This window comes from Paenibacillus sp. Soil766, assembly GCF_001428105.1.
Classification (GTDB): domain Bacteria; phylum Bacillota; class Bacilli; order Paenibacillales; family NBRC-103111; genus Paenibacillus_E.
The window spans coordinates 1-12,141 of the sequence record NZ_LMSJ01000036.1; the positions used below are offsets into that span (position 1 = coordinate 1).

Genomic DNA, 12,141 nt, shown 5'->3' on the forward strand with positions numbered 1-12,141 from the left:
TTCACCGTGATCCGGCTCTGAAACTGTGTTCTCCTTTGTATGAGATGTATGGATTAGGTCCCTACATCTCTACACTGGAGATTTTTTTATGCATTGTCCATGAAAATATAAGATAAAATTACATAAATAGTAAATAATTGAAGTATTTTTTCGTGTTAGCTTTGATGCAACGCTAGTGTAGTTTCTCCATCTAATCTCGAAAACAAGTCAGTTACGAGCAAATTAGCTGTACTTTTTCCATCTAAACACGAATCGGCAGTGGGACAGCCACTTTGTCAGGTCTTATCGTGAGATACGACCACCGCAGGTGCTTATCAGTTGCAATAAGACCAATATTGCCCCGCTCTTAGCTCAGCATGGTGCCCATCCGCCGCGCCGCCTCCATAATCGTCGGCGCCTGCTCTTGCATCAGCTCCAGCGTGAGCCTGTTCGCTGGACCCGAAACCGCGAGGGCGGCTACTAGCCGGCCACCGCGGTCGAGAATCGGCGCGGACACAGCCGCCGCGCCGGGCTCGCGCTCTTCGACGCTCGTGGCGAAGCCCGCGCGTCTTGTGTCGCTGAGCTGCTGCAGGTACGCGTGCGTGTCTAACCCAGTCGGCCAATCGGCCGAGGTTAGCAGCTGCTCCAGCAGCCCTGGCTCAGCGAAGGCGACGAGCACCTTGCTCGAGGCGCCGACGTAAAGCGGCATTCGCGCCCCCACAGGGGCAACTCGGCGAATGGCATGGTTGCTCTGGACGGCTTGGATGCGCACGCGCACTAGGCCGTCCTGTACGTACAGCGAGATCGTTTCGCCGAGTTGATCGCGCAGCCGTTCCATTTCCGGCAGCAGAATGATGCCGGGGTCTCCCTCTTTGGACAGGTTAGCCGAAAGCTCCCAGAGCCGGTAACCCAGTCTGTACTTATCCGTCGCTTCATCACGCATGATGAAGCCCTTGCCTTCTAGGGATGCTAGAAGGCGATGGACTGTACTTTTATGAAGCTGCACACGTGTAGCAATTTCAGTTAACGTCAATTCGGACGCTCCCGTGAAACAAAGCATAATATCTAAAGCGCGCTCAACAGCACGCACGGTCAGCTTGCCATCTTCCATAGAAGAGTCACCACCTTCATAAGCCAAACTGTTTCACTATATGAAACCTTGTTATGTCCAGTATAACGAAACTACATCGAACCGTAAAGGTCAAACACCTCTTTTTCCCATTATTACAGAACCGTTACAAAAGGCTTACAAATGTCGCATCTACATTGACTTGAAAGCGCATTCAGAATACTATTAAAGTACAGTATCACTTATCAGAATATTTAAACAATTAACTCTCCTTCCCATGTAATACCTCTACCTAGCGGCTTTTCACATACACATCTTCACGGAGGGAGGCTTCAAGCATGTCTACAACCACTCTAAATCCCGTAACTGGTTCGCTTCAACCGACAATCGACCAAGTCATTACGCAACCTTTTTTACGTAGGAAAAAGCTTATCATCACGACTCTTTTAGCCTTATTAATTGTATGCACTTCCATCCTTCTCATCTTCCACGCTTACATTGCTTGGACCTTAGCTAGACCGCATATTGAACCTCTACATTCGAATCCGATGAAGGCAGTTCGACTTCCTTATGCGAACGTTACCTTCCCGAGTCACAACGGTAATTCCACTTTAGACGGTTGGTTCGTCCCAGCTACCGGCTCGAGTAAAACTGTCATTTTCTCACATGGCTATGGTGGTAATCGTGAAGAAGAATGGGTTCCTTTGTATACGTTAGCCCGCGAGCTTCATAAAAAACAGTATAACGTTCTCATGTTTGACTATGGCTATGTGAATCCCACTAGTAGTCGCCTCATGACCGGCGGTGTTCAGGAATCCCAAGAGCTGCTTGGGGCCATTGATTACATCAAACAGTCCACTGGCGGTTCGATCTTTATTTGGGGCTTTTCCATGGGGGCAGGTACTGCCTTACAGACTGCTCTACAGCAAAACGGGGATATTTCAGGGATGATTCTGGACAGTACATTTCTACTGAACTCGGACACCCTTTATCAAAATATGAATCAGATCGTACGCCTGCCTAAATACCCTTCTCTGCCACTTGTTCGTTTGTTTTTCCCATTGCTTAATGGCGTAAGCTTGCATGACGTACCCTTCACTAAAGTGACCACAACGTCATATGAGATGCCGATCTTCATGATTCATGGCACAAATGACAACAAAGCTCCTCATGTTTTAGTGGAAGCTATGTTCAAGCAGCAACATAACACCGCCTCTAAGCTATGGATTCTCCCTAACGCACAGCATGAACTCCTGTATCGAGCTGAGCCCAAAACGTATGTGAGCCGCACGATGGACTTTCTAGGCAGCATTGAACCACCGGCCACATCCGAGCATGTTAACGCTGGTATTCCCTCCTCCCTATAAAATCGACCTCTGATGAGGTCGGTATTTTTTTGCCGTTTACTAGTCTTGCATCCTATTCGAAACCTAAACGAAAAAGAGGCAAGCAGCGCTGGTTGCTTTGAGGCTAGTTGGAGTTACTCATCCGACAAGTGTTGTTGGAGTCTAGTTAGAGTTAATTGAATGACGGCTACTTTGAAGTAATGGTATGTGCTAAGTGTTACGTGGCCTCTGTTGAATGCTAGTTTATGCACGGTGAGGGTTGGGTTGGGTTGGGTTGGGTTGGGTTGGGTGATGGCTACTTTGAAGTGCTAGTTTGCGACGATTGAATGTTGGGTGCTGTCAGGGGCGGTTATTGGAGAAAGTAAGTTGAGTAGCTTAAATTTTTTCCGCAGTACTCGCAACTCCCAGCGCGCGGTACCTGACTGTGCTCTTGGGCATTAGCGCACCAATACAACTCGATTCAAGCCCCCACGTACGCCTGCCAGCCCGCTCCACGAACTTAACTGGAAAACATACAGCTAATTTCTGTCTATTTCATTGTTTTTTGAGTTTAACTGTAAAAAGTACAGCTAAATGTAGCGATTTTCGCCGATATCCCCAAAACTCGCTGATTTAACTACAGAAAATCCATCTATTCCTCTGAATTCTGAAAAACTAGCTAAATTAGATGTATAAAATCCATCTATTCGCGCGGGGGCGGCGGGGTGGATTGCGCGGGGGCGACGACGGCAAGCGTTGCCGCCACGATGGGCTGCCCGGCTCGGCGACGACAGCACGCATTGCCGCCACGATGGGCTGTACGGCTCGGCGACGGTACGCGTTGCCGCCACGATGGGCTGCCCCGCTCGACGACAGCCCGCGTTGCCGCCACGACGGCCAGGCGGCGACGGCACGCATTGCCGCCGCATCACGTCAGCCCTGGCTTACAGCAGGCCCACTCAATCCATCTCGTAGATCGAGCCGGATTTGCTCGCGAACAGCTCCGCGTACACCTTCTCCGCATAGGCGTCGGTCATGCCCGAGATGTAGTCCGCGATGAAGCGCGGCCAGCTCCAATTGCTGTTGCTGCTGCGCCGCTCGTAGCTATCGATCCAGTCGGGCGGGATGATCCACTGCCCTTTGTCCTTCTCGATGAAGCTGTCCCAGAGACGCTCGACGATGATCTCGCTGCGCTTCTGCAAGCGCAGGACCCGGAAGTCCTTGATCAGCGTGACCCACGCCAGCTTCTTGAGGATCTCCATCGTCCGCAGCAGGTCCATGTCCTCTGCGCCGTCTTTGACGAGAGCGACCTTCTTCCAACCGCGTTCTGTGTCGTCGATGATGTCGAGGCGGCTGGCGAATGAGCTGACCCAGCGCGCTTTCATCTCTCTGCGCGTCCGTGACTCCTCGCCGTTGCACTCGGCAAAAATAAGCTGCCATTGCTCCAAATAATCATGGAGAACCCGGCGCACCATCTGCTCAATATCAACCTGCTCCCAGCCGAATTTATGTTGGTTGGGATCGTTTAATATCTCCATCACGAGATGCCTGATCAACCGTTGATCCTCGAAGAAGGTGGCGTTCATTTGAATTTTGCCTGCGCGGATGCCATCTTCGATATCATGTGTGGAATAGGCAATATCATCGCATAAATCCATCAATTGCGCTTCCAGCGTGGAACAACCGGCAGGCATTTTCCAAATATCACGCAGCTCTTGAATGACTTCCCACTCTGCCCCGTATACACCCTTCAATCGCCCCTCTTCCTCGATCAAAAAAGGATACTTATTGATGCCGAGAAGCACAGCTGCCGTCAGATCCAAGCCGCTCTCGCTGCCCGCTCGTTTTTCCAAAAACATGAGAATCCGGAAATTTTGCGCATTGCCTTCATATTTCAAGCCGTGATCCCTCATCAGGATATGGTTGAGCACTTCTTCGCCCTTATGTCCAAAAGGCGGGTGACCGAAGTCATGCGCAATGGATGCACACTCGACCACGGTCGGATCGATGATCAGGCCTGGATGCTCTCTTTTGCTCAAAAAGGGATTCGTCCGCTCTAATCGCTTCGCCACTTCCCGCGCGATCTGTGCAACCTCCAAGGAATGTGTCAGACGCGTCCGATAGTAATCGCCCGAGCCGGCTCCGAACACCTGAGATTTCCCTTGTAAACGACGAAAAGTCGGTGACTGAATCAACCTTGCATAATCCCGTTCAAATTCATCCCGTTCTTCACTCCATTTTGAGGAAGCTGCCTCACCAGGCCGATATTTCCGTATGTTGTTCATATGCTTGCCTCCTCTTGCCCTCTAGCGCTTGTAGGGCGCCGTTCTCACCTGTGTCCTGCCCCTAAAGCCGTTCCTCACACTATTATCAGTTTATGCGAGAGCATGTACGATAGTAACCATTCGACCTCACGATGCAGAAGGATTATATTTTTAAAAGAATACTATATTCTCCGTGCCCCAACAAGCCTAATATGGCGCACAATTGAAAAAAGGGAATGATGCACAAGACCATTGTCTCCATGCACATTCCCCGGTGCTCTTATTATTTTAATAAGGAAAGAAATTCCGAACGCAGTGTTGCATCCTTACGGAAGGAACCGCGTACAGCGGACGTTACCGTCTGACTGCCGTACTTCTTCACGCCTCTGGCACACATACACATATGTTCGCCTTCAACGACAACCATGACGCCATGCGGCTTAAGCACATCGAATAGGATGTCAGCAATTTCAGAGGTAATTCGTTCTTGTACCTGCAGCTTGCGTGTAACAACATCAACCAAACGTGCAAATTTGCTCAGACCAGCCACTTTGCCGCTCGGCAAGTAACCAACATGGACTTTTCCGAAGAAAGGCGCCATATGGTGCTCGCACTGGCTGTAGTAAACGATATCTTTGATAATAACCAGCTCTTCATGCTGTTCATCAAAAGTTACACCAAGTACTTCGCGAGGATCCGCAGCATACCCTGCAAAAATTTCTTCATACATACGCGTTACACGAGCTGGCGTATCCAACAGACCTTCCCGATCTACATCTTCACCAATCAGTCGCAAAATTTCACGGACATGACTTTCAATCTGCTCACGATTCTCCGCGACTAATGCATTTTTATAATCGATGGATGCCATCTTCTCTACCACTCCACCCTGTTTCTTAAAATTAAGAATGTATTTTATTTCCGCTTTTGGTTAAAATTTTGGTTCTTCATCATTTGCTGTGCTTTATTCAATTGTTGCTTATTCATGTTGTAGCCCATTTGCTTCGCCATTTTGGCAAGCATTTCAGGATTGTTCTGCATGGATTCCAGCTGTCTCTTCAAATAGAATACACCAATAAAGAAACCGCCAACCAAACCAACAATCAACGTGAGAATGGGAATTAAATAACTCCACATAACCTATGCCCCCTGCTTGTACAAATTTAGAATAGAATGCTTGTTCTATCATATCATTACTGTTCCACGGTTTACAAATTAAAGAACTTGCTCAATGAATAACGTCGTTTCTTTGGCCAGGTCGATCTCTTTGATCTCCAGCACTTTATCTGTGGCATCTTGCTTCACAATCCGAATAATCGGGCGCGTTGGAAGCCCCCTGTGTTGACCCACGACAACGCCGGTCTCCCGATTCGTCAACCGAACGGAAGTTCCTGTCGGATAGATCGAAACTATTTTCAGAAATTGAATCAACACATCGCGATCCAGCTTCGTCTCCGCCAATGCCAGCATATATTCACAGGCTTCATGCGGCAGCTTGCGGCGTCCTGCAGACATATCAAAGAGCAAATTATCGTACATATTGGCGACGGCTGTTATTTTGCCATAGAGATGAATCTCTTCACTCAAGATCCCTCTCGGAACGCCTTCTCCATTCAGGGCCTCATGATGCTGAAAGGCAACATGTGCAATAAGCAGATTGAACTCGCGCTTATTCTTCAAAAGCTCAAACCCGCGCCACGTATGATGTCTTCGCGGATCCTCCGATTCATCGTCTGTGAGGAGCTCCACTTTGCCTATATCATGCAGAAGCGCCCCCATGGCGAGATCCTTCAATTGGGTTGCATTCATTCCCATATTCATCCCGATGAGCACCGACATCATACAGACGTTCATGGCATGGATGTACATTTGGTTGTCCTGCGTTCGAATATCATTCAGCTGTACGAGGACATCCCGATTTTTCATAATCTCATCTAACAATGTATTGATCGACATGCTGACGTTACGCGAGTTGAACTCTTTACCCGACTGAATTGATGCGAACGTCTGCCCCATCTGTGTCATGACAAGCCGCTTCGTTTCATCCGACAGGATTTCTGGGATCTCCACATCTTCTAAGTTCGGGTCTTTGATATATATCATCGTGACACCAATGCGATTCAGTGTATTAATCATAAATACGGTTAGCTGCACATTCTCCGAAAGCAAAATAGCCCCATTGCTGGCGTATATCGTGCGTCCCAGGTATTGGCCAGCCTCCACCGAATCCAAATGCACATATTTCATAGGATTCACTCCACATGTTGTAATTGTTGAACTTCTAGGAGAACAGTGTTCGTTGTTCCAAATCTAATAAGTGCACTTTGGTCGGAAGGCCCCCGCCATAACCCACAAGATCCCCGCTAGCTCCAATAATCCGATGACAAGGAATGATAACAGGAATGGGATTCTGATTGTTCGCTCCCCCTACGGCTCTAACCGCTTTAGGCGAGCCAATCACTTCCGCTATATGTTTATAGGAAGCTGTCTCCCCATAAGGGATCGTCTGCAAAGCCAGCCACACACGCTTTTGGAAATCCGTCCCTTGTAGATCCATATCCCCTTCAAAGCTCTCTCGTTCCCTCTGAAAATACTGCGTTAACTGCTCAGCTACGGGCGCTAGCTGCTCTGCATTTTCGCTCAGCTCAAACGCCCCATACCAACGACCTGCCCATTGTTCACGTTGTTCTCGATTCTTCTCATAGGTACCGAACTCGACTTTGCAGAGTCCTTGTGGGGATGCCACAAGCACGAGGGGACCGATAGGCGAGTCGATCTCGGTATAGGTGAGCAAGACTGTTTCTTGCGGCGGCTGTTTCATCTTAATCCTGCTACTTAAAATATGGACAAAATATCCATATCAAGAAAATTCCTTCTTCAATGTGCCTGTTCTCGATATAACTCATATCTACTAACATTTGATATAGCACTCCAAAGGCTTAAATTCCCGACTAGCCATCGGTACATACGTATAATAGCTTGATTATGCTACTTTATACGTTAGAGCATTCAACAAATTAACACTAGCATTTTTATCTCTATCCATCACAATGCCACATCCACAGACATAAAGTCGATCTGATAATTTCAAATCTTCTTTAATTTTCCCGCAAGATGAACAGGTCTTACTAGAGGGATAGAACCGGTCAACAATTCTCAATTCAATTCCAGTAAGTTTGCATTTCGTCGTCAACTTGATTCGGAATTGATTAAAGCATTGCTGTGCTATTGCTTTTGACAAATGCCTATTCTTCATCATTCCTCTAACATTCAAATCTTCAATTGAAATGAAGCTTGGTTTTTGCTTCATAATTGTATTAATCGTTTGATTAATATGATTTTCACGAATATGAGATAGCCTGCAATGAAGTTTCTGTACCTTTAAGACCTGTTTGGATATATTACGCCTAGTAGCATCTCCTTTTCGTGTATTTTCCTTCAAACTCTCGTATTTCTTCGAAAGTTTTCTTTGTTGCCTTTTCAATGACTTTTCAAGTTTTTTTACTTTTGAAGTCTTGTTGATATTTTTAATTGGCTTTTCAACATTGCTTATATTGGCAAAATCTTTAATACCCAGATCAATACCGATTCCATTGTTCGGATTCGAAGGAACAATAGGTGAGCTATTGTCAACTACCAACACAGATACAAAATATCTTCCTGCCTTTATGGATACGGTACCGCTTTTAATAATTGCATCTGTTGGAATATATCCATATTCTTTTAATGTAACCCATCCAAGTGTAGGGATTTTAATTCTGTGTCTTTCGCATGGAATGATAACCTTTGCATCATTTTTAACAAAGTACATCTTTACATCTTGATTTTTCTTCTTTTTGAATCTAGGGAATTTGCTTACTCCCTTAAAGAAGTTCTTAAATGCTTTTTCAGCGTTCATGATCGATTGTTTAGTAGCTTTTGCGTAAACATCTTTCATCCAGCAATACTCAGGATTCTTGGGGATGAACTCATTGTTTAGCCATTTTGAAAATTCAATACCTGAAACAAAGCGCTTCTCATTTTCGTGAATTTCCTTATTGTGTGCTAAGTAAAAGTTATAAGTGAATCTACTTACACCAATCGTTTGATTGATAATTTTAATTTGTTCTATACTCGGCTTAAGTTCTGTTTTAAATGATCTCATTTAAACTCATCCTTTATATCTTTTCTTAATCCATAAATCCGACACGAAAATACATGGATGATTGAAATTAAGTCTTTAACAATCTCTTCCTCTGGTGACACCCTCATCATTGTTTATAACTAATATTTCCATACCTTGTGAAGCCAGAAAATCTCTAAACCAATCAAATCCAAAGCGGATAACTCTATCCTTGTGCGGTTCAATGATTACTAAGTATGTTTCTTTGTCTTCTATTTCGTTTACTGTTTATTCCTCCTGTATGATCACTTGGTTATTCAGTGCAGCCAGTACCTTCTCGATATCCATCCGAACCTGCGGCTCTTGCTCAGCCGCAGCAGCTTTACTTAATGCAGCGATAGCTTCCTCGCCGCCGATGCGCCCTAATGCCCAAGCTGCGGTAGCCCGGATCTCCGGGCGAGGATCGCTCCGCAGCAGCTCTGTCAGGACCGGCACCGCTGACGCGTCCTTGAAATTGCCGAGCGCAATAATCGCGTTGCGCTGGATCGGTTTTTTGCCGCGCCAGGATGCCGCGATGCGCCCGTACTGCTCTTTGAAATCCTTGTTCGACATCGTGAGCAAGGGAATAAGGAGCGGCTTGACCTTCTCCGGGTCAGGCGTAAGCTCGGGATGATGCGTCCAGTTCATCCCCTTGTTCTTCGGGCAGACGACCTGGCATGTATCACAGCCGTAGAGTCGGTTGCCGATCTTGCGTTTGTATTCATCATCCACGTACCCTTTGGTCTGTGTGATGAACGAGATGCAGCGGCTCGAATTCAGCTGCCCTGGGCCGACTAGCGCCCCTGTTGGACAAGCATCGATACAAATCGTGCAGTCACCGCATTGGTCCATAATACCTATATCGGATTCGAACGGGATGTTCGTGATCATTTCGCCCAAATATACCCATGATCCCCATTCGGGGGTGATGACGGCGCAGTTTTTGCCGCTCCAGCCGATGCCGGCCCGTTCGGCGACGGCCCGGTCGACGAGGGCACCGGTGTCGACCATGCTCTGCAGCCTCGCCTCCGGCACGCGCTCGGCGATGAAGGCTTCCAGTTTCGCGAGTCTGTCGCGAAGCACGTCGTGGTAGTCGCTCCCCCACGAGGAGCGCGAGATCATGCCCCGATAAGCCCCTGGCTCGGATCGGGGCGGGTTCGGGAGCTTCGACGGGTACGCGACAGCGATCGAGATGATCGACCGCGGCGCGTCGAAGCTCAGCTCGGGATGTACCCGCTTCTCGATGTCCGGCTCCTCGAAGCCGGATTCGAAGCCCTTCTCCCTGTGGCGGAGAAGGATATCCTTCAATGCGTGAAACGGCTCCGCAGAAGTGAAGCCGATCTTATCAATGCCAAGAGAGGGTGCGGCTTCCACGATCTCTTGTTGTAGCTTGCGCCAGTCTGCTGTGTCTGTAATGGAAACCGCCAATCTGCTCACCTCTCTCTTTCACATCATCTATGGGTTGTACTTACAGCTTTCCCGCCATGTCTAACGGCCATAACACGAAGTCAGCTCGTCCTTGAACGAGACTGATCGGTATGACTCCGAACATACGGCTGTCTGCACTTGCTGCCAGATGCCGATTATCGCCCATGACGAAGATCTGGCCCGGTCCGACTTCTGTCGGTCCGAAATCGCCATCCTGGATAAGCGTATCCGTATATGTCTCTGATACTTTATCGCCATTTACATAAAGCGCCCCTTGGCGGCCCTGCACTTCATCACCTGCGATTGCAATGACCCTTTTGACCAACAAGGGGTGCTGAGGTAACGCTAACTTCTCAGGCTCCTCAAGAATCACAATTTCGCCTCGGCTCGGTGCTTTCAAGTAGGTGATAGCTTTATTCACGAAGAGCCACTCCCCTTCTCGAAGGGTCGGATCCATCGAGTGACCACGCACCGTAGATAGATTGAAACCGAATTGATGAACAATAATAACAACAAGAAGAGCTACGAGAATGGATTTCGTCCAATCCCACAGCTCGTGCGTGAAGCTTTTCGATTCATGAACATACCCTTGTGCAGAAACCTTCCTTTTCGAATCTTCTCGCCCTACAAAGAAGCTCACTTAACCGCCTCCGCTCTTATACTTTTCCCATTGCTCATAGTAATAGATCACCATATCATCCTGGAAAGGAGGCTTGTCCTCATTCACTAATGCCAGCAGCGCTGCGAGCCCTTCTTTCACCTTCGTTTCGACAAGGGACGAATAATGGTAGCCTAGCTTATGACGCTCGTATTCGTCTTGATCCACAATATGTACAGATCGATCTGGCAACCGAATAACATCCAAGTCATAATCGATATACGTTAAAATTTGCTGATTCACATATAAAGGAGAGGCCACATTGCAGTAATAACGCACCCCTGTCTCTTCAATAAGAGCAACGATATTAAACCACATTTTCGGAATAAAAAAAGAAACACCGGGAATGCGGCTTACCCACTCCTTGCCATCCGCTTCTTGAATCTTAGTTTGACTATTAATGAACACAAGCATGCCCTGTTTCTGATGCTCTTCATGGAGCATACTTGAAGGAACCCGCCAATTAGTCAACCACATGCGATGGAGATGCCCGTCGTGTTTGAAGCTTTTTATCACATACGGCGTGAAAGTATCCATATTCCAAGCTCCTCTGTAAATTGCTGCCGAAACGTCACCTTATTATACTAGAAAAGCATATCTGACCCCCAATTGCAATGGCGGCACAGATATGCTCCCTATAAGCAAATTCATTTATTTCCCTATCAGCAACAAGTGACGACTACACGCTTACTTTTTTGACAATGCTAAGCCGATGAGCAGCTCTGGAAAAATCATCTGAACTGTACCCAGCAGATTCATACACAGGCAGCACCATTTCATTGTGTACATCTACTGTTACCATAATTTTCTTAACATTCCGCCCGAGAAACCGCTGCTTCATTGCCCCGATCAAAGCTTTGCCAATACCTTTACGTTGATATGCTGTTGCGACTGCGATCCTATAGTAGTAGCCATTGTTATTATCAATCGTGCCGATAATCATGCCTACGACTTGCTCTTCTTCTTGAGCGATTAAAACAAGCTCCGTGTCCCACGATAGCTGACGAGCGAAGGCTTCAATCGTCTCCTCATAGCAGGTTTCCGACAGAACGTCTTCTAGAAGTTCTTTAACCGACGAGGTATCACCAAGCTGAAATGAACGAACATGCATACGGTTCTCTCCCAATTCCATATTAATTTGTAGAGATTAATTTTCTGGTAAAGAAGTAAATACGACAAAAAAACACGAAATCCTGCTGAAAATGTGGTGAAATTCACAAAAAACTTTGTTTTTTTCGATATATCTCTTGAAAGCGCTTAAATGCAAGCGTTTCCAA

Annotated in this window: 12 protein-coding genes and 1 pseudogene; 1 reads left to right on the forward strand and 12 read right to left on the reverse strand. The window is 47.1% G+C overall.

What is annotated here, in order from left to right:
• Nucleotides 1-346 precede the first annotated feature (346 nt).
• Nucleotides 347-1,090, reverse strand: a complete 744-nt coding sequence (locus tag ASG89_RS25910; protein WP_057313917.1) for an IclR family transcriptional regulator — start codon at nucleotides 1,088-1,090, stop codon at nucleotides 347-349.
• Nucleotides 1,091-1,386: 296 nt separating this feature from the next.
• Between ASG89_RS25910 and ASG89_RS25915 the strand changes: the two genes are divergently transcribed.
• On the forward strand, nucleotides 1,387-2,415 hold the full coding sequence (locus ASG89_RS25915) for an alpha/beta hydrolase (protein ID WP_057313918.1): 1,029 nt from the start codon (nucleotides 1,387-1,389) through the stop codon (nucleotides 2,413-2,415).
• Nucleotides 2,416-3,332: 917 nt separating this feature from the next.
• Here ASG89_RS25915 and ASG89_RS25920 read toward each other — a convergent pair.
• The 11 genes and pseudogenes from ASG89_RS25920 to ASG89_RS25965 form a co-directional block, all read right to left on the reverse strand.
• On the reverse strand, nucleotides 3,333-4,658 hold the full coding sequence (locus ASG89_RS25920) for a deoxyguanosinetriphosphate triphosphohydrolase family protein (RefSeq protein ID WP_057313919.1): 1,326 nt from the start codon (nucleotides 4,656-4,658) through the stop codon (nucleotides 3,333-3,335).
• Nucleotides 4,659-4,920: 262 nt separating this feature from the next.
• The gene (gene folE / locus ASG89_RS25925; protein WP_057313920.1) at nucleotides 4,921-5,508 is read right to left on the reverse strand and encodes a GTP cyclohydrolase I FolE; all 588 of its coding nucleotides are present in this window, start codon (nucleotides 5,506-5,508) and stop codon (nucleotides 4,921-4,923) included.
• A 44-nt stretch (nucleotides 5,509-5,552) separates the two neighbouring features.
• Nucleotides 5,553-5,774 (reverse strand): YneF family protein, encoded by a 222-nt coding sequence (locus ASG89_RS25930; RefSeq protein ID WP_028555371.1) that lies wholly within the window; start codon nucleotides 5,772-5,774, stop codon nucleotides 5,553-5,555.
• 78 nt (nucleotides 5,775-5,852) lie between these two features.
• On the reverse strand, nucleotides 5,853-6,884 hold the full coding sequence (locus tag ASG89_RS25935; protein WP_057313921.1) for an HD-GYP domain-containing protein: 1,032 nt from the start codon (nucleotides 6,882-6,884) through the stop codon (nucleotides 5,853-5,855).
• 34 nt (nucleotides 6,885-6,918) lie between these two features.
• Nucleotides 6,919-7,458, reverse strand: a complete 540-nt coding sequence (locus tag ASG89_RS25940) for a methylated-DNA--[protein]-cysteine S-methyltransferase (RefSeq protein ID WP_057313922.1) — start codon at nucleotides 7,456-7,458, stop codon at nucleotides 6,919-6,921.
• A 162-nt stretch (nucleotides 7,459-7,620) separates the two neighbouring features.
• Complete coding sequence (locus ASG89_RS25945) at nucleotides 7,621-8,781, reverse strand: RNA-guided endonuclease InsQ/TnpB family protein (protein ID WP_057313923.1); 1,161 nt, start codon at nucleotides 8,779-8,781, stop codon at nucleotides 7,621-7,623.
• 20 nt (nucleotides 8,782-8,801) lie between these two features.
• Nucleotides 8,802-8,988: pseudogene (locus ASG89_RS37880) on the reverse strand (IS607 family transposase); the annotation flags it as partial.
• A gap of 39 nt (nucleotides 8,989-9,027) precedes the next feature.
• Nucleotides 9,028-10,206 (reverse strand): tRNA epoxyqueuosine(34) reductase QueG, encoded by a 1,179-nt coding sequence (gene queG / locus ASG89_RS25950; protein WP_057313924.1) that lies wholly within the window; start codon nucleotides 10,204-10,206, stop codon nucleotides 9,028-9,030.
• A gap of 40 nt (nucleotides 10,207-10,246) precedes the next feature.
• Nucleotides 10,247-10,846 (reverse strand): signal peptidase I, encoded by a 600-nt coding sequence (gene lepB, locus ASG89_RS25955; protein WP_057313925.1) that lies wholly within the window; start codon nucleotides 10,844-10,846, stop codon nucleotides 10,247-10,249.
• Nucleotides 10,847-11,401: a DUF402 domain-containing protein gene (locus tag ASG89_RS25960; protein ID WP_057313926.1), complete on the reverse strand. Its 555-nt coding sequence runs from the start codon at nucleotides 11,399-11,401 to the stop codon at nucleotides 10,847-10,849.
• Nucleotides 11,402-11,543: 142 nt separating this feature from the next.
• Nucleotides 11,544-11,975 carry a GNAT family N-acetyltransferase gene (locus ASG89_RS25965; RefSeq protein ID WP_157276806.1) on the reverse strand — a complete coding sequence of 144 codons (432 nt, stop codon included), beginning with the start codon at nucleotides 11,973-11,975 and terminating at the stop codon, nucleotides 11,544-11,546.
• Nucleotides 11,976-12,141: the final 166 nt, after the last annotated feature.

Bases quoted from the DNA above. Each gene is read 5' to 3' on its own strand.
- ASG89_RS25960 (WP_057313926.1), bottom strand. From the start codon at position 11,401: ATGGATACTTTCACGCCGTATGTGATAAAAAGCTTCAAACACGACGGG.
- ASG89_RS25910 (WP_057313917.1), bottom strand. From the start codon at position 1,090: ATGGAAGATGGCAAGCTGACCGTGCGTGCTGTTGAGCGCGCTTTAGAT.
- ASG89_RS25915 (WP_057313918.1), top strand. From the start codon at position 1,387: ATGTCTACAACCACTCTAAATCCCGTAACTGGTTCGCTTCAACCGACA.
- ASG89_RS25945 (WP_057313923.1), bottom strand. From the start codon at position 8,781: ATGAGATCATTTAAAACAGAACTTAAGCCGAGTATAGAACAAATTAAA.
- folE (WP_057313920.1), bottom strand. From the start codon at position 5,508: ATGGCATCCATCGATTATAAAAATGCATTAGTCGCGGAGAATCGTGAG.
- ASG89_RS25965 (WP_157276806.1), bottom strand. From the start codon at position 11,975: ATGCATGTTCGTTCATTTCAGCTTGGTGATACCTCGTCGGTTAAAGAA.
- ASG89_RS25920 (WP_057313919.1), bottom strand. From the start codon at position 4,658: ATGAACAACATACGGAAATATCGGCCTGGTGAGGCAGCTTCCTCAAAA.
- ASG89_RS25930 (WP_028555371.1), bottom strand. From the start codon at position 5,774: ATGTGGAGTTATTTAATTCCCATTCTCACGTTGATTGTTGGTTTGGTT.
- ASG89_RS25940 (WP_057313922.1), bottom strand. From the start codon at position 7,458: ATGAAACAGCCGCCGCAAGAAACAGTCTTGCTCACCTATACCGAGATC.
- ASG89_RS25935 (WP_057313921.1), bottom strand. From the start codon at position 6,884: ATGAAATATGTGCATTTGGATTCGGTGGAGGCTGGCCAATACCTGGGA.